This window comes from Glycomyces sp. L485 (genome assembly GCF_022548875.1).
Classification (GTDB): domain Bacteria; phylum Actinomycetota; class Actinomycetes; order Mycobacteriales; family Micromonosporaceae; genus Glycomyces.
This window is the reverse complement of record NZ_JAKZEW010000008.1, coordinates 16,970-33,273: the sequence shown is the minus strand read 5'-3', so window position 1 is coordinate 33,273 and position 16,304 is coordinate 16,970. Positions and strand designations below refer to the sequence as shown.

At 67.7% G+C, this 16,304-nt stretch carries 13 protein-coding genes and 2 pseudogenes; 9 read left to right on the top strand and 6 right to left on the bottom strand.

Features of this window, described 5'->3' with window-relative positions; genetic code table 11:
* Positions 1-84: 84 nt before the first annotated feature.
* The 4 genes and pseudogenes from L0U85_RS21165 to L0U85_RS06665 all read right to left on the bottom strand — a co-directional run.
* Positions 85-213: pseudogene (locus L0U85_RS21165) on the bottom strand (glycosyl hydrolase); the annotation flags it as partial.
* Between the two features lie 36 nt (positions 214-249).
* Positions 250-1,239 (bottom strand): rhamnogalacturonan acetylesterase, encoded by a 990-nt coding sequence (locus tag L0U85_RS06670; protein WP_347177377.1) that lies wholly within the window; start codon positions 1,237-1,239, stop codon positions 250-252.
* Positions 1,240-1,764, bottom strand: a pseudogene (locus tag L0U85_RS21160) (RICIN domain-containing protein); the annotation flags it as partial.
* 331 nt (positions 1,765-2,095) lie between these two features.
* Complete coding sequence (locus tag L0U85_RS06665; protein ID WP_241376975.1) at positions 2,096-2,809, bottom strand: hypothetical protein; 714 nt, start codon at positions 2,807-2,809, stop codon at positions 2,096-2,098.
* Between the two features lie 277 nt (positions 2,810-3,086).
* Between L0U85_RS06665 and L0U85_RS06660 the strand changes: the two genes are divergently transcribed.
* The 3 genes from L0U85_RS06660 to L0U85_RS20540 all read left to right on the top strand — a co-directional run bounded on the left by L0U85_RS06660 (position 3,087) and on the right by L0U85_RS20540 (position 7,312).
* Positions 3,087-3,725, top strand: coding sequence for a HEAT repeat domain-containing protein (locus L0U85_RS06660; protein ID WP_347177376.1), 639 nt, complete (start codon positions 3,087-3,089; stop codon positions 3,723-3,725).
* On the top strand, positions 3,719-4,759 hold the full coding sequence (locus tag L0U85_RS06655) for a HEAT repeat domain-containing protein (RefSeq protein ID WP_241376973.1): 1,041 nt from the start codon (positions 3,719-3,721) through the stop codon (positions 4,757-4,759). The genes L0U85_RS06660 and L0U85_RS06655 overlap by 7 nt, the downstream gene beginning before the upstream one ends.
* A gap of 117 nt (positions 4,760-4,876) precedes the next feature.
* Positions 4,877-7,312 (top strand): RICIN domain-containing protein, encoded by a 2,436-nt coding sequence (locus tag L0U85_RS20540; protein WP_277605482.1) that lies wholly within the window; start codon positions 4,877-4,879, stop codon positions 7,310-7,312.
* Between the two features lie 263 nt (positions 7,313-7,575).
* Here the strand turns inward: L0U85_RS20540 and L0U85_RS06640 are convergent, their stop codons facing one another.
* Positions 7,576-8,943, bottom strand: a complete 1,368-nt coding sequence (locus L0U85_RS06640; RefSeq protein ID WP_241376972.1) for a glycoside hydrolase family 43 protein — start codon at positions 8,941-8,943, stop codon at positions 7,576-7,578.
* Positions 8,944-9,187: 244 nt separating this feature from the next.
* Between L0U85_RS06640 and L0U85_RS06635 the strand changes: the two genes are divergently transcribed.
* The 4 genes from L0U85_RS06635 to L0U85_RS06620 are packed head-to-tail and all read left to right on the top strand — an operon-like array spanning position 9,188 to position 12,568.
* Entirely contained in the window at positions 9,188-10,021 is an 834-nt protein-coding gene (locus tag L0U85_RS06635; protein ID WP_241376971.1) for an ABC transporter ATP-binding protein, read from the top strand.
* Positions 10,018-10,821, top strand: coding sequence for an ABC transporter permease (locus tag L0U85_RS06630; protein WP_241376970.1), 804 nt, complete (start codon positions 10,018-10,020; stop codon positions 10,819-10,821). Before L0U85_RS06635 ends, L0U85_RS06630 begins: the two co-directional genes overlap by 4 nt.
* Positions 10,779-11,957 (top strand): sensor histidine kinase, encoded by a 1,179-nt coding sequence (locus L0U85_RS06625; protein ID WP_241376969.1) that lies wholly within the window; start codon positions 10,779-10,781, stop codon positions 11,955-11,957. The genes L0U85_RS06630 and L0U85_RS06625 overlap by 43 nt, the downstream gene beginning before the upstream one ends.
* A complete protein-coding gene (locus L0U85_RS06620) occupies positions 11,954-12,568 on the top strand; it encodes a response regulator transcription factor (RefSeq protein WP_241376968.1) in 615 nt (204 codons plus the stop codon). Before L0U85_RS06625 ends, L0U85_RS06620 begins: the two co-directional genes overlap by 4 nt.
* A 185-nt stretch (positions 12,569-12,753) precedes the next feature.
* Here the strand turns inward: L0U85_RS06620 and L0U85_RS06615 are convergent, their stop codons facing one another.
* Positions 12,754-13,515, bottom strand: a complete 762-nt coding sequence (locus tag L0U85_RS06615; protein WP_241376967.1) for an NAD(P)-binding domain-containing protein — start codon at positions 13,513-13,515, stop codon at positions 12,754-12,756.
* A gap of 286 nt (positions 13,516-13,801) precedes the next feature.
* On the opposite strand from L0U85_RS06615, the gene L0U85_RS06610 reads away from it, so the two are divergent.
* Both L0U85_RS06610 and L0U85_RS06605 read left to right on the top strand, forming a co-directional pair.
* Positions 13,802-15,082, top strand: a complete 1,281-nt coding sequence (locus L0U85_RS06610) for a family 1 glycosylhydrolase (RefSeq protein ID WP_241376966.1) — start codon at positions 13,802-13,804, stop codon at positions 15,080-15,082.
* Between the two features lie 298 nt (positions 15,083-15,380).
* A complete protein-coding gene (locus L0U85_RS06605) occupies positions 15,381-16,301 on the top strand; it encodes a sugar ABC transporter permease (protein WP_241376965.1) in 921 nt (306 codons plus the stop codon).
* Positions 16,302-16,304 lie beyond the last annotated feature (3 nt).

Below are 16,304 nucleotides of genomic sequence, written 5' to 3'. Positions count from 1 at the left end.
ACGGCGGCCGCGGCTTGGACGGCCGCCGTCTGAGAACCGCGCGCCCCGGGGCCGTCCGGCACCGGCGCCCGGGGCGCCGGTGCCCTATGAGGTGTGGATGTCCGGCCTGGAATAGGCGGTGACGCCGCTTCCAATGGAGAAGCGCGGCCGGTTGTAACCGGTGCTCTGCCAGGCGATCGCGATCCGGTACTGCATGTCGTGCATCAGTGTCGGGTTGCGGGTTCGTCTGGTGCGGCGTGGCCCCGGCGATCAGCGGAACAGGTCGGCGGGAAGCATTCCCTGAGTTCGCAGGTCGTCGAGCACCATCTGCGCGAACTCCGTCGCTCCGTGCTCCGAGGTGTGCGTGTTGTCGCCCGCCTCGTTGGTGAGGAACAGGGACTTGGATCCCTCCGGGCCGAGTTCCTCCACCCGCTGCTTGGTGAGCGCGGTCAGGTCGATCAGCCCCACGCCTTGCTGCTGCGCCAACTGGCGCATCTCGGCGGGCAGGTCGGCGCCGACCCCGTTGACGTGCAGGGCGGTGCCGTTGTTGAGCGTGCCGTCGGAGTTGAACCAGCGACGGACGATCGGTGTGACCAGAACGGGAGTGCCGTCCTGGTTCCGCACGTCGGCGATCATCCTGGTGAGGTTGGCGCGGAAGTCCGCGGCGCTCGTCTGCTTGTCGTTGTGCCCGAACTGGATGAGCACCACGTCCCCGTCTCCGATGAGCGGGCGCATGGTCGGGAAGAGCCGCGAGTTGGCCAGGAAGGACCCCGAGCTCTCTCCGGAGTCGGCGTAGTTCGCGACCGACAGGCCCTGGTTGAAGAACTGCGGCAGTTCCTGCCCCCAGCCGGTGTACGGACGCGTGGACTGGTCGCAGACGGTGGAGTCACCGGCGAGGAAGAGCTGCCGCTGCCCGCTGGGAGTGACGGTGAGATCGCTCAGCCGCGGCGCCTGCCCGCCGAAGTACAGGTCGAGTCCTGGACTGCCGGTGGATCCGGTCGGCTGGCCCTCGGGGTTGCGCACGTTGACGGTGAAGCTCTCCGTCACCAGCTCCCCGGCGGCGGTCTGCGTCGCTCCGAGCATGGTGCGCCTGGTCTCGGCGGTGACGACGGTCGAGCCCGCCTGGTCGCCGCCGAGGACGGCGGTGACGTCGTAGGTGCCGGGGGCGACGTCGAAGCGGCAGACGATGGGCGCGGTGCCGGAGCAGCCCTCGATCTCGCCGCCACCGCCGCCTCCCGGGTCGCCGCCGTCGACGCGGATGAGCTCGAACTGCTGGTTGGCCCCGCCGTTGGCCGTGTACTGGCTGATACGGCCGCCGGGCTCGGTGGATTTCGCCCACACGTCGAGGGCCTTGTCGGAGAAGCGGTTGACGAAGGTGACGTAACCGCCGCTCTCCTGCACCTGCCATTGCTGGTTGGTGCCGTTCTGGTCGTTGTACTGGGCGATCGTGGCGCCGTCGTCGGGATTCCGTTCCCACACGTCGAGGACCATGCCCGAGTGCCGGGCCTGGATGCGGTAATAGCCGTCGCCTGAGTCGATGAACCGGAACTGCTGGCTCTGCGCGTCCGTGCGGTTCCACTGGACCAGCTCGGCGCCGGTCTGCGTCGAGGCGCCCTCGATGTCGAATACCAGGCCCGAGTGCCGGGACTCGATGATGTACCAGGCATCGGTGTCTGGTGCGGCCGAGGCGCTGAACGGGTTGAGGACGAAGAAGGACACGACCGCTACTGCGGCCGCGACAATCGCCGACAGCGCTTTCAGCCGTCGGTTCGGGGAGGTTCGCATGTTTGCTCCGTGCGTGCTGGGGTTATGTCCAGTTGTCCCTGCCGAGGCGGCAGGAATGCGGAGGCGGTGACACGACCGTGCCGGGCTGGCCGGACCGACTCCATCGAAACATCAGTTTTTATCGATATAACGATCGGTTCAGCATAGCCGTGTGCGTCCACAAAAACAACAACTGCTCAACGAGAACCCACGATTTGCCACACCCGCAGGCATCGAGAACCCTGACCGACCGGGAAGACCGGCCGCTGAGGACACCCGGCGTGCGCCTTGCAGCGCACCGGGCTCTCCAGGTGTCCCACCCGCTGCCGACCGGTATCGGCTGCGGTCCGGGCTAGTCGACGGTAGTCGACCGGGACGGATTCGGTTCGATCAGTTCGGATCGTCCGTGGTAGCGCTCGTCGACGACTTTGACTCTCGGCGCAAAACGGGCTGCGGCCTCCGCGATCTGGACCGCCGCTCGCGGTGAGAGGCGGACACTGCGCGATTTCAACATGGAACCCAGGCGCACCGGCGAACCGTTTGGCCGCACCTCCCGGCTCTGCCGTTGGCGCTCAGTGGGTTCCCTCTGCGAGACTTCGTACCATTCGGTCGTCTTCTCGACCCCCACGTGTGACTCCCAGGCCGGGAACAGCCACAGCAGCTTCCGCCTCAGCCGCCACAGCACCACCTGCTCCACCTCTCCCCAGGGAAGGTCGACGACGGGCACGGTCATCCGCATGTACAGCCCGTGAAGGCCCTCGGGGTACAGGCGAATGCCGTCCGGTCCGACTATCGCCGCCGCCGGCCGCCGCAACAGGTGGTAGGCCTTGATCCCCGACCAGCCCAGCAGCGGCGCGAGGAGGATCGGCACCCCCATCCACGCCGGCGTCTCCTTCTCGAACCCGCTGGCGTCCCGGTAGGAGACCGGATCGGAGCCCGCGCCGATCATCATCCATGGCGCCGCCACCAGCGCCGCGACGGCGATGGCGAACAGGACCAGGTCGCGGGTGCGCAGCCGATCGGCCACGGCGACCTCGAATTCGCGGACGTCGGAGGATCGCGTCATGGGGCTCCTCGAGGCGAGTGGGGTTGCAGGGCTCCGATTGTCGCAACCGCTCGCAACCCGCGTAGGTTCGGCGGTCGATGCCGTTGGATCGGGCGTGGTATTTCGAGGTCGCGCGTGGCAGGGTGGACGCCCCGCCATATGGGACAGATCGAACTCATCGAGTTGCCGATCGATTTCGCCCGCACGCTTGACATTGACACTGTGACAAGGTCTTGACTGGGTGCCGGAGGTGGTCCACATCAACTCGCCACGCACGGATCCACTGGATACGCATCTGATCGACGCTTTGGCAGACGGCGACTCGTCGACGCGGCTCAAGGCCGCGCTCGCGGTCGGCACCCGCCCCGATCCCGCTCTGGTCGACGCCCTCGTGGCGCGGTGCGCGATCGAGCCCGACTTCTACGTGCGCGACATGCTCACATGGGCGTTGACCCGTCTCCCATCGGACTCCACTGTGCCGAGACTGCGCACCCAGCTGCGCTCGGAGCGCGCTCAAGCCCGGAGCCAGGCGTTGCATACACTGTCCAAGATCGGGGACGCGAGAGCATGGCCCGCGATCACCAGGTCCCTGCTGCGCGACTCCGACGACGAGGTCGCCCGGAGCGCATGGCGTGCCGCCGTCGTCCTCGTGCCTGAGGGGCAAGAGCAGGACTTGGCCGAGGAACTTGCCTTGCAGCTCGGTCGCGGAGATCGGGAGGTGCAGCTCAGTCTCAGCCGCGCCCTCGTCACGCTCGGAGAGGAGGTCGAGCCGATGCTTCGGACGGCGATGGGAAGCGATGACGCCAAGGTCTGCGCGCATGCGATCGCCACGGTGCGGCTCCTGCGCGACCCGGACGCCGGTTTCGAGCTCGCCGTCGACGAGGCGAAACGGATCGTCGCGCTCGGCGGGGAACGGGAGACCGGAACAGCGTGCTGATCGGTGAGGTGGCGCGCCGATCGGGCGTGAGCGCCAGGATGCTCAGACACTACGACGCCCTCGGACTGGTGCGGCCGACCGGCCGTACGGTGGGCGGCTACCGCGAATACGCCGACGAGGACATCCGGCGGATCTTCCACGTGGAGAGCCTGCGAACTCTGGGCATGTCGCTGCGTCAGATCGGACGCGTTCTCCAGGATCCCGGCTTCACGCCGTCCGCGCTCATCGGCGATCTCATCCGAGAGGCCGAAGGGCGACTGAGCCGGGAGCAGGAGCTGCTGGGGCGGCTCCGCGCGGTCGACTCGTCGGACCCCTCCGGCTGGGAGGACGTCCTGAGCATCGTCGAACTCCTGCACGGGCTCGGCTCGCCGAACGCCGCGCGGCGACAGCAGGCCGTGCTGGCCCCGGCGGCGGATGCGCCGGCCCAGGTGCTGGCCGAGGCGATTCTGGCCGAATCCGATCCGAACGTCGCAGGGGCCCTGCGGTGGGCACTCGCAAGGGCGGACCACGACGTCGTGGCGAGCCTGGCACCGGGCCTGGGATCGGAGAACGTCGAGGTTAGGCGACGCGCGGTGCTGGCGCTCACCGAGATCCCCGGTGACGAGGCGGCAGCGGTGCTCGTCGACGCTCTCGAGGACCCGGACACGACGGTCCGCAGGCACGCCGCTCTGACGTTGGGGGCGGGCGGGAGGTCCGAAGCGGTGCCGATACTCGTCGACATGGTGGTGGAGGGCGCGAACGACGTCGAGGCGGCCGAGGTCCTGGGGACGTTGGCACGGGACCCGGAAAGGGCGGGCCGAATCAGAAGCGCGCTGGTCGACGAACTTGCCGCATCCCACGGGAGCTCCGCGGTGCGGATGCGATTGGTCCAGGCACTCGCCGAGATGCCGGCCGCCGTCGCACTGGGTGTTCTACAGCGGCTGGCCCACGACGACGACCGATCCGTGGCCCGTACCGCAGCGGCCCTCGCGGGAATGCTCGAAGCCCGGACGCACGACGGTGCCCGAGGCATCGGACCGTCGAGTGGGGCTTGATGGCCGCGCGACCGATGATCTCGGGCAGTCGCGAACATCGAGGATGTTGACTTTTTCTATGGGTTGTAGTTAGGCTGGGGAACGCGTCCCTGGCAACCGTTTCCCCTGGAGTAGCCCATGCCCCGAAGAATCTTCCGTCCTCTGGCGGGTGCGGTCGCACTCGCCGTCGGTGCCGCCATCGCCTCGATACCAGCCGCACCGGCCACCGCCCAGACGGCCGTGACCGTGACCCCGGACCCCTCCTACCAACACGAGACGTTCGAAGGCTGGGGCACCAGTCTGGTCTGGATGTCCAACGCCACCGGCGGCTACCCCGACGAGATCCGCAACCAACTGGTGGACATGGTCTTCGGCGAGCAGGGTCTGAACCTCAACATCGCCCGCTACAACATCGCCGGCGAGAACGCGCCCAACATCGACTCGTCCTACATGAAGGACGGGGCCGACATGGACGGCTTCTGGGCCGCACCGCCCGGAACCACCCACGAGGACAAGGACTGGTGGGACCCGAACAACGCGTCCCATTGGGACTGGGACGCCGATCCGAACCAGCGCTGGTGGATCGACCAGATCAAGGACGACGTCACCCATTGGGAGGCCTTCTCGAACTCCCCGCCGTACTTCCAGACAGTCTCCGGCTACGCCTCCGGCGGATTCGACTCCAGCGACGACCAGATTCGGCCGGACACCGTCGACGACTTCGCGACCTACCTGGTCCGCGTCATGGAGGAGCTCGAGACCCGCCACGGCATCACCTTCGACACCGTCAACCCGCTCAACGAGCCGAACACGTCATACTGGGGCACCACCCTCGGCCCTGACGGAGTCCAGCCCACCGGCGGCCGCCAAGAAGGCGCCCACGCCGGTCCCGCCTCGCAGCAGCAGGTCATCCTCGCCCTCCAGCAGGCGCTGAACGGCGCGGGCACCGACGCGGTCATCTCCGCAATGGACGAGACCAACCCCGGCCGGTTCACCACCAACTGGAACGACTACTCCCAGTCCGCGCGGGACGCGGTTCAGCAGCTCAACGTCCACACCTACGGCACCGGTCAGCGCACCAGCGTGCGCGACCTCGCCAAGGGTGACGACAAGCCCCTGTGGATGAGCGAGGTCGAGGGCAGCTTCAACAACGGGACCGACTACGAGACGATGGAGACAGGCCTGGGCATCGCCGACCGCATCGTCGACGACATGCGGGAGCTCGAGCCGTCGGCATGGGTGTTCTGGCAGCCGATCGAGGATTCCATACCGCAGCAGGAAGGCGGCGGGAACTGGGGCAGCATCCACATCCCGTTCGACTGCGACGCCTCGGACACCCTCGAGACCTGCCCGATCCAGACCAACACCAAGTACCAGACGATCCGCAACTTCACCCACTACATCGAGCCGGGCGACACCTTCATCGGCGTCGACGACGTCGACACGACCGCCGCCATCAAGTCCTCCGGCACCGCTGCGACCCTGGTTCATGTCAACCGCAGCACCTCGAGCCGCACCATCACCCTCGACCTGTCGAAGTTCGGTGCCATCGCCTCCGGTGCGTCGGTCACTCCGGTCACGACCAGCGGTGAGGGCTACCTCGTCCAAGGAAGCCCCGTCGCCGTCGACGGCACGACCGCGACCTTGTCCGTCCCGGCCAAGTCGGTCACGACCTTCGTGGTCGACGGCGTCTCCGGCGTGGCCTCCGACGCCGCGCTCATCCAGCCCGGTGGGCTCTACCGCATCGACGGCGTCCAGAGCGACCGCTCGCTGGCCCCTGACGGAGACGGCGTGGTCCTGCGGACCGACAGCGACACCGACGAGCAGCTGTGGTCCATTGAGAAGCTGACGAGCGGCGACACTCACCGCGAGCGGTACTCGATCACCAACGCCGCCACCGGCCAGCGCCTCGCCGCCAGCGGCAGCAACGCGGTCCTCGAAGCAGGTTCAGGTACCCCGAGCACCGCCGCGCAGTGGGTCATGTCGACCACCGGCGACGGGACCTACACCTTCGTCAACGCCGCCACCGGCCGCCTGCTCGACGTGTGGGGCAACGAGACCGCCGACGGGTCCCCGGTCGAGACCTACACCCCCACCTCCGGGACCAACCAGCGCTGGACGGTCACCGAGCAGGAGGGCGGCGGCACCGGGACCGGTCCGGTGACGCTCACCGCCAGGCATTCCAGCAAGTGCGCCGACGTGATCAGCGAGTCCACCGCCGAAGGCGCCGAGATCGCTCAGTACGGCTGCAACGGCGGATCCAACCAGACCTGGCAGTTCCAGGACCTCGGCAACGGTTATTTCCAGATCGTCGCCCAGCACTCGGACAAGTGCCTCGCTGTGGAGGATTCCTCGACGGCCAACGGCGCCAGGGCCGTCCAGGAGTCCTGCGACGGCGGTGAAAGTCAGCAGTGGGAGGTCCAGGACGCCGGCTCCGGCCATGTGAGCCTGATCGCGCGCCATTCGGGCAGGTGCCTGGACGTGCCGAGCAGCTCCGCCGAGGACGGTACCCGACTGATCCAGTACGACTGCAACGGCGGCCAGAACCAGCAGTGGGCGCGGAACGCGGCTTAGACCTCGAGCGAAACCCGCTCCCGAAGAACGCCCCCATCCGAGTAGCGAGGATGGGGCGTTCTCTATTCGGCCCCGTCGCGTCCTGCCCAGCGCCATTCCCCGTCCGACGGGTGAGCGTCGAGCTCAGGGCAGGTTCGCCCTGGGTCAGTGGACGACTTCGGTGGAGGTCCCGTCGTCTCCGTCGAGTCGCAAGACGTAGTCCGAGTGCCGCAGGCAACGGCCCGGTTCATTGACCGACTCGACACTCTTGTCGGACCCGATCGCTAAGCGGTGACGCGGAAGGTGGCGTCGGCGCGGCCGGTCGCATCGCCGATCGGGTCGATGCGCAGCGCATAGTCCGAGTGGCGGATGTGCCGGTCGGGGAAGTTGTGCGACCGGAACGACGACCAGGAGGCATCGGCCAGGCCCGCGGTGCGATGGAACGTCGCGTCCTCCGAGAACAGCGCCGTCCCGTCGTCCCCGTCGAGCCGCAGGACGTAGCCCGAATGCCGCAGGTAACGGCCCGGTTCATCGACCGACTCGAACGACACCCCGGCGGGATCGGCGAGCCCCGGCACCAGTCGCCACTGCTGGCCGGCCGGCGGCTCCATCGGGAACGGGTCGATCCTCGCCAGTCCGTCCGCATGGCGCACATAGCGGCCCGGGAAGTTGTACGACTTGAGCCGGTTCCACAGCGGCGCGCCCCAGTGGTCGATGAGCGCGTCACGCTCGGCCGCGCTGATCGGGACGATGCTCGCGTGCTTGGCGCTCATCGGCGGCGTGTATTCGCGCTGGCCGAGCGCCGACCAGGAGTCGCCGTCGATGTCGGTCGACCGCCAGGCGTAGAACACCGCGTTGTCCGGGACGAACGAGTCGCCCCACAGCCAGAAGGCGTTGCCCGCGTGGGACTCGACGAGGATCGGCGCTTCGATCGCGTCGCCCTGGCGGAGGCCGTCGGTCAGGGTCGTGAAGCTGTTGGGCGCTCCCGTGGCCGATCGGGAGACGTAGAGGTCGTTGTCGGCGAGGTTCTTGTACGCCAGGTAGAAGACGCCGCCGTGGACGAGCACGTCACCGTCGAGGACGTTGAAGCCGGGGTCGAAGAAGACCTGCGGAGAGCCCATGTCGACGAAGTCGGTCGTGTAGTTGACCATGAGCACGTCCCGGACGCCGTTGTAGGCCGAGTAGACGACGGCGTACCGGCCCCGTGAGGGGTCCCAGAATGCCGTCGGCGCCCATGAGTGCGTCGGCATGTCGTGCAGATGCACCCGCCGGTACCCGGTGAAGGTGGTCAGGTCGGGGGAGTCCCAGACGTGGATGTACTCGTTGTCGAGGTTGAACACGCGTCCATTGAGATCGGTGGCGAGCACGGTGAAGGTGCCGTCCTGCTTGCGAAGCACGAACGGGTCGCGCAATCCCCGCGTGCCCGCGGTCGGGACGGCGACGGGGTCGTTCTGGTTGAGCGGTGTCCACTCCAGGCCGTCGGTGCTGACGGCGAGGTGGAGCGCGTAGCTGTCGTCGGTCTCGTTCGGCGACTCTTTGAAGTACACCATCGCGTAGGCCCCGCTGGTCTGCGCGAAAGCGGATCCGGCCGGGATGGCGGCGGCGACGGCCGAGGTCAGCGCGGTCGCGAGGACTGTTCGACGTGAGGGCATCGTGCAGTGCCTTTCTGAGGAGGCGGCGTGGATCGAGGTTGGGGAAGTGGAATCGCGCCCGTGCCGGAGGGCGCAAGTGCCGCAGAAGAGGAAAGTGACCGATAACAACCGTATCCACAATTCATCGAAAAAGTCAACAACATCAATATATTGACTCCGATCCCGGTGTCCACCGACCAGTGGACACCGCAAATCGGCCGAGCGGACGTCACCGGCGCGACCGGATCCGGCCAGGATTGGCCCCATGAACGACACAGCCATCCGAGTGCGAGGCCTGCGCAAGTCCTACCGGGACACCGTCGCGGTCGCCGACCTCGACCTCGATGTCCATCGAGGCGAGACCCTGGCCGTCCTCGGCCCCAACGGCGCCGGAAAATCCACCACCGTCGAGATCCTCTCCGCCCAGCGACCCCGCGACGGCGGCGCCGTCACCGTCCTCGGCACCGACCCCGCCGACGCCGACCGGCGCTTCCGCTCCCGCGTCGGCATCGTCTCCCAAAACGCCTCCGACCTGCTCGAACTCACCGTCGGAGAAGTCGTCCGCCATTTCGCCGCCTACTACCCGAGCCCCCGAGACCCCGATAAGGTCATCGCCGAAGTCGGCCTCACCGACCAGTCGAACCGTAAGATCCGCCAGCTCTCCGGCGGCCAACGACGCCGCGTCGACGTCGCCCTCGGCGTCGTCGGCAATCCCGAGCTGCTCTTCCTCGACGAACCCACCACCGGGTTCGACCCCGAAGCCCGCCGGCAGTTCTGGGACCTCATCCGCTCCCTCGCCGCCGACGGCACGACCACCCTGCTCACCACCCACTACCTCGACGAGGCCGAAGCCCTCGCCGACCGCATCGCCGTCATCGCCGCCGGCCGCATCCGCGCCGCCGGAACCGTCGCCGACCTCGTCGACGACCGCGAAGCCACCGTGTCCTGGCGCGACGGGCGCCGCACCACCACCGCGCCGACCGCGCTGGTCGCCGAGCTCGGCGACGCTTATCAGGGCGAGATCCCCGACCTCGCCGTCACCCGCCGGTCCCTCGAAGACGCCTATCTGCGTCTGATCGGCCAGGAGGTGAACGCATGAGCATGCCGAACGCGATGGCACTGGGAGCCCACCGCGGTTCCATTGAACTCAAGCAGTTCTTCCGCGAACGGGCCTCAGTGGTGTTCACCTTCACCTTTCCGGCGCTGCTGCTCCTGCTGCTGGGATCCATCTTCGATGGTGACGTGAGCAGGGGCGGCGTGACCGGCGGTCAGGTCCTCACCGCGAGCTTCGCCGCCGCCGGCATCGTGTCGACCTCGTTCGTCAACCTCGGCTCCGCCCTGGCCGTCGAACGCGACGACGGCACCCTGAAGCGGCTGCGCGCCCTGCCCATGCCGCCGGTGTCGTTCTTCCTCGGGAAGATCGTGCTGGTCGTCGTCGCGGGCCTCGCCGAACTGGCGCTGCTGCTGGCGATCGGCGCGGTCATGTTCGACCTCCCGCTGCTCCACGACCCCGTCTCCTGGTTCACCATGGCGTGGCTGTTCGTCTTGGGGGTCACCGCCTGCTCCCTGCTGGGCATTGCCGCTTCGAGCCTGGCCCGGAGCGCCCGCAGCGCCGGAGCGATCACGATGGTGCCCTATACGGTGCTGCTCTTCATCTCCGGCGTCTACATCCCGCACCAGGCCCTGCCCGGCTGGATGGCCGACCTAGGCGCGGTCTTCCCCATCAAGTGGCTCGCCCAGGGCTTCCGCGCCGCACTCCTGCCCGATCACATGGCCGAACTGGAGCCGGCCGGGCGCTGGGAGCTGGACCGGGTGGCGATCGTACTCGCCTTGTGGTGTGCTGGAGGATTGGTGCTGTGCCTGACGACCTTCCGCTGGCGAAGCAGCCTCACCCGATGAGGCCGCACGCCTGGAACCGGAGCTTCCGCTACTGGGAGTGGACATACGCGTTCGCCACCGTGGCCGTGTCGGTGATGCTCGTGCTCGGCGCCGACTCCGCGGGCGACGCCATCGCCGCTGCACTGTGGATGACCGCCCTGGTGCTGTGGTACCTGCTGTTGGGCAGGCGCCTCGTCATCGACGAACGCGACGGCGTGCCCGCGCACGTATACCGCTTCGGGGTGCTGGCGCTGTTCGTCCCCCTGGCTCTGGTCGACGGCATCGCGTTCCTGATGCTGTTCCCGCTCATCTCCCACTTGTTCTGGATCGGGCCGCTGCGAGCGACCGTCCCGGTGGTGGTGGCACTGAACTTCGTGCCCGCGTTGGAGGACGCGTTCGATGGCGCGTCGTCGACCCAGGTGCTGTGGTCGCTGCTCGTATGCTCGGTCACCGCTTCCGCCTCGGTCGCCATCGGCGCGTTCATCTACCGCATCATCGACCAGAGTGTCGAGCGCTACCTGCTCATCGAGGAGCTCGAAGCCAGCCGGGCCGAAGTGAAGCGCCTGTCTCACGAGGCCGGTGTCGCCGCCGAGCGCCAGCGCCTCGGGGCTGAGCTCCACGACACCGTCGCCCAGGGGTTGAGCAGCATCGTCATGCTGGCGCAGGCGTCGCGCACGGCCACTGAGAAGGAGCAGCGCGACGAGCAGCTGCGCCTGATCGAGCAGACCTCCCGCGCGAACCTGGCCGAGGCCCGGGCGATGGTGGAGGCGCTGTCTCCGGGTGGGGGCGAGGCGATCAATGTGGAGGACTCGCTCGCCGATTTGACCGAAGCGGCCGGTGCGGCTCTGGTCGTCGACGGGGAAACCCGCAGGCTGCCGCAGGCTACGGCGGTGGTGCTGGTGCGCGCGGTCCAAGAGGCTCTGCGCAATGTCGACAAGCACACAGCCGGCGCCGCCGCGCGCGTGTCCGTCGACTTCCAGGACGGGGCCGTGGCGGTGTCGGTCACCGACGACGGCCCCGGGTTCGACCCGAAAGCTCCTTCGGCGGGGTTCGGGCTGCGGGGCGTTCGCAACCGGGTGATCGGCCTGGGCGGGACATTCGAAGTGGACTCGGCGCCGGGCCGCGGCGTCGCGGTGAGGCTGGAGGTGCCCGCATGATCCGGGTGATGCTGGTCGACGACCATCCGGTCGTGCGGTCGGGGCTGCGCGGGATGCTGGCCAACGAGCCGGACATCGAGGTGACCGGGGAGGCCGGTTCGGGCGAGGAGGCGGTGGTGACGGCCGCGTCGCTCGCCCCGGACGTCATACTCATGGATCTGCGCATGCCCGGCGGCGACGGTGTCGCGGCCACGAAGCGCCTGGCGGCCACGGCGAACGTGGTGGTGCTGACGACCTTTGAGACCGACGCCGACATCGTCCGGGCGGTGGCGGCAGGGGCGGTCGGCTACCTGTTGAAGGACACGCCGACCGCCGATCTGGTGCGGGCGATCCGTGCCGCGGCGCGCGGTGAGACGGTCCTGGCCCCTTCGGTGGCGGCGCGGCTGGTGGGTGCGGTGCGGTCCCCGCGCGGCCAGGGGCTGTCCGACCGGGAACTCGAAGTGCTGCGCCTGGTCGCCGACGGAGCGTCGAACGCCGAGATCGGGCGGCGGCTGCACATCAGCGAGGCCACCGTCAAGACCCACCTGCTGCGCAGCTACCAGAAGCTGGGAGTCAAGGACCGCACGGCGGCCGTGACCTCCGCGATCAGACGCGGACTGTTGGAGCTGTAGGCAGGCGAACATCGTAAAGGCGGAGGGGCCAAGCCCGCGCGCTTGAGGCCGCGGCCCGAGTCCGGGACGCCGAACTCGGTGAAGACTCCCCGATCTTGGTTGTCTCGCAGTAGGATTGGACGCCCTGTTCCACGGAGGCAAGCGCTGAGCCGCGCTCGGCGAGATCACCGCGGGGTCGGTTCCGGCTAAGTCAGGTCGTCGAGGAGGTCGTCGAGAGCCTTGTTCAGGGCCTGAGCGTTGTCCGGGCCGAACCATGCGGTTCGGATGCGTTCGTTGTTGCCGTTCGGAGTCTCGTGGTCGGCGGCGAGCTGGTGCAGGGAGCGGGTCTCGTCGCTCAGGGCACGCCCGATGCCCTGGAAGAGTCCGCGGATGTAGCGGTCGGCGTCGTCGGAGGCGACGCCTTGGTCTGCCGCCCAAGACGTGAGCGTGGCGAGATACCGGTAGTGGGTGGTCAGCGTCCCGGTCAGCGCGGAGAAGACGTTGAAGGCCGCCTCGTCCGCGACTGGGAGCACCCCGCCCAGGTACTCGAAGAGGGAATCCACTGCCGGATGCGCCGGGTGCGTCACCGTGACCGAGCGGCGTTCGCATACGGCAGGCAAGGGGATGGCCCGTACCAGCGGGGCGTCGGTGGCCAGCGTCTGGCGCAGGTCCTCGTTGGCGACTCCGGCCATCACGTTGACCACGATCCTGTCATCGTCCACTTTCAAGCCGGCGAGCGCTTCGTGCCGGTCTTGGCGGCGTACGGCGATGATCACGACCTCGGAGCGGTCTACCACGTCCTGGTTGTCGGCGCAGACCTGTACCTCCTCATAGCGGGCGGACAGCTCTGCGGCCGTGCGGGCTCCACGAGGAGAGAGGAACACCGACGGTGACTCGTCCCCGTCGCAAAGTCCCACTACGATGGCCCGACCGATCTCGCCTGCCCCGATGATGCCGATGCGCTTCACTTTGTCTACCTCCGTGCCGAGTGAACTTCGTGACCCCTGTATCCGGGTCTGGTACGTCGAGTCTGCATGAGTCGAGCCGGTTTCGAGGGCCGCGGCCTCGGCCCGGATGTCCAGCAGCAGCGGGGCGGCTGGGCGGGCATTCCCTCACGTCGCAAGCGGCCGGACACGGTTGGACGGGGTCCGGCCGCTGCCTTGCTGTGAGAAAACCTGGCCTCGGCGGTGTCGCGAGGCAGCTCCATCGAATACCATGAATATGGACGATACCGGGAGTAAGGAGCAATTCCCCATGCGCGCACTCAGCGGACTCTCCACCTGCCTCGTCCTGGTCGCCTCGATGCTCATCGTCGCCGCACCGGCCTCCGCCTCCGAGACCGTCGGGCCGCTTCCCGACGACTTCCTATGGGGCGTCTCCTCTTCGGGATTCCAGTCTGAAGGCGACGCCCCCGACAGCAACTGGCTGCGGTACTCCGAGACCAAGGAGCCGTACCTGAACGCCGTCGACTTCCGTCATCGGTACGCCGAGGACATCGGACTCGCCGCCGACATGGGCGTCGAGGTCTACCGCTTCGGCATCGAATGGGCGCGCGTCGAACCGGCGCCGGGCGAATGGGACCAGGCCGAGCTGGCCTACTACGACGACGTCGTCGCCCACATTCTCGACGCGGGCATGACCCCGATGATCACCCTCAACCACTGGGTCCACCCCGGCTGGGTCGCCGACCAGGACGGCTGGAGGAACGAGGAGACCATCGCGGACTTCACCGCCTACGCCGAGCTGATAACCGGCCGCTACGCAGGGCTCGGCGTCAAGTGGGTGACGTTCAACGAACCGACCCTGTACGTCTTCCACGAGATCGACAACGGTGCCGCCACCTGGCTCGACGCTCCCTGGCTGTTCGACAGGCTCGCGCGGGCGCACGGCAACGCCTACGACCTCGTCCGCGAACTCGACCCGGGCGCCCCGGTCACCAGCAACCTGGCATTCATTCCGTTGACCCCGTGGCTGTTCGACGCGGTCTTCCTCGACAAGATCGCCGGCAAGCTCGACTTCGTCGGCATCGACTACTACTTCGGCCTCAGCCTCGACAACCTGACCGCGGCGCGGGCCCTCACCGGAGGCGAGGTCGCCGCCCAGCCCGACGGGATCTACTACACGCTGCGGTACTACCACGACAAGTTCCCAGACAAACCGCTCTACATTGTCGAGAACGGCGTGCCGACCGCCGACGGAGCCCCGCGCGAGGACGGCCTGACTCGGGCGGAGCACCTCGAAGACCACGTCTACTGGATCCAGCGGGCGAGGCAGGACGGCATGGACGTCATCGGCTACAGCTACTGGAGCATCACCGACAACTACGAGTGGGGGAGCTACACGCCCCGCTTCGGTCTCTACACGGTGGACGCGGTGAACGATCCGGACCTGGTCCGCCGGCCTACCGACGGGGTCGACGCCTACACCGGTGTCATCGCAGCTGGAGGCGTCGCCGCGGACTACGATCCGGTGGTCCGGCAGTCGATCTGCTCCCTCATCGACCCGCCGCTGAGTTGCCTCGTGCCCGCCGGCTGAACGGGGGTGGAGCGGCCCGGAACGCCTCGGCGTTCCGGGCCGCTCCCTCGTCATGCGGCCGCGCGGACTTCATCGGCTGCATGGGCACGCGGGCCGAGGCGCCTTCGGGCCGACTCGTCGTTCCTCAATGGCCGGAGCCTGCAAGGTGCGATGCCAACGCTGTTGTCGAATTGTTACGCAGAGATCTTGACCACAGAAACTGTGAACCCTAACATCGACGAACATCGTTTGACTCCCCTTCAAGACCAGCTTGGACGCTATGGAGACTCTTCGAGAAGCAACTTCGCCCACGCCTCCTGTGAACGCTAACAGCAATCCCGGGCGACGCAAGTCGCTCCACCGCAGACACCTGCGCTCGGCCGCCGAGGCCTACGCGATGCTCGCGCCGAGCATCATCGGCTTCACGGTCTTCCTCATAGCGCCGATCATCGTGGTCGTCGCCCTCAGCTTCTACGACTGGAACTTCCTGTCCGACCCCGAGTTCGTGGGCCTTGCGAACTACCGCGACCTCGCCGGGGACGACCGGGCGATCCAGTCGATCGGCAACACCTTCTACTACGTGCTGCTCAACATCCCCGCCCAGACCGTGCTGGCACTGCTCCTGGCGCTGGCGATGAACGCGAAAATCAAGGCCCGCAACGCATTCCGAGTGATCTACGTTCTGCCGTGGATGGCCATGCCGGTCGCCCTCGGCGTCATCTGGCGGTGGGTGTTCGACCCCACCTTCGGCGGCCTGAACAAATTCCTCGGCCTGTTCGGCGTCGACGGCGCGGCCTGGCTCACCGACTCATCCTGGGCCATGCCCGTCATCGCCTCGGTCAACGTCTGGCAGTACACCGGCTACACCATGCTGTTCTTCCTCGCCGGCCTCCAAGCCATCCCGACGCAGCTCTACGAGGCCGCGAACGTCGACGGCGCCTCGAAGACCTACCAGTTCTTCAAGATCACCATGCCGCTGCTGCGCCCGGCGATGCTGTTCGTGCTCATCACCAGCGTCATCGGCTCCTTCCAGGTCTTCGACACCATCCACGTCATGACCGGCGGCGGACCTGCCGGAGCCACATCCACCCTCAACTACCAGATCTACCTGGAGTCGTTCACCCAGCGCAGCGCCGGCTACGCCTCGATGCTCGCCGTGATCCTGTTCGGCATCATCGCGGCGATCACGCTGCTCCAAGTCCTGTTCTTCCGCAAGCGCACCGTCTACGACTTCAGCTAGGAG

Coding starts and splice junctions, on each gene's coding strand:
- L0U85_RS06665 (WP_241376975.1), bottom strand. CDS start 2,809: ATGACGCGATCCTCCGACGTCCGCGAATTCGAGGTCGCCGTGGCCGAT.
- L0U85_RS20540 (WP_277605482.1), top strand. CDS start 4,877: ATGCCCCGAAGAATCTTCCGTCCTCTGGCGGGTGCGGTCGCACTCGCC.
- L0U85_RS06640 (WP_241376972.1), bottom strand. CDS start 8,943: ATGCCCTCACGTCGAACAGTCCTCGCGACCGCGCTGACCTCGGCCGTC.
- L0U85_RS06635 (WP_241376971.1), top strand. CDS start 9,188: ATGAACGACACAGCCATCCGAGTGCGAGGCCTGCGCAAGTCCTACCGG.
- L0U85_RS06630 (WP_241376970.1), top strand. CDS start 10,018: ATGAGCATGCCGAACGCGATGGCACTGGGAGCCCACCGCGGTTCCATT.
- L0U85_RS06620 (WP_241376968.1), top strand. CDS start 11,954: ATGATCCGGGTGATGCTGGTCGACGACCATCCGGTCGTGCGGTCGGGG.
- L0U85_RS06610 (WP_241376966.1), top strand. CDS start 13,802: ATGCGCGCACTCAGCGGACTCTCCACCTGCCTCGTCCTGGTCGCCTCG.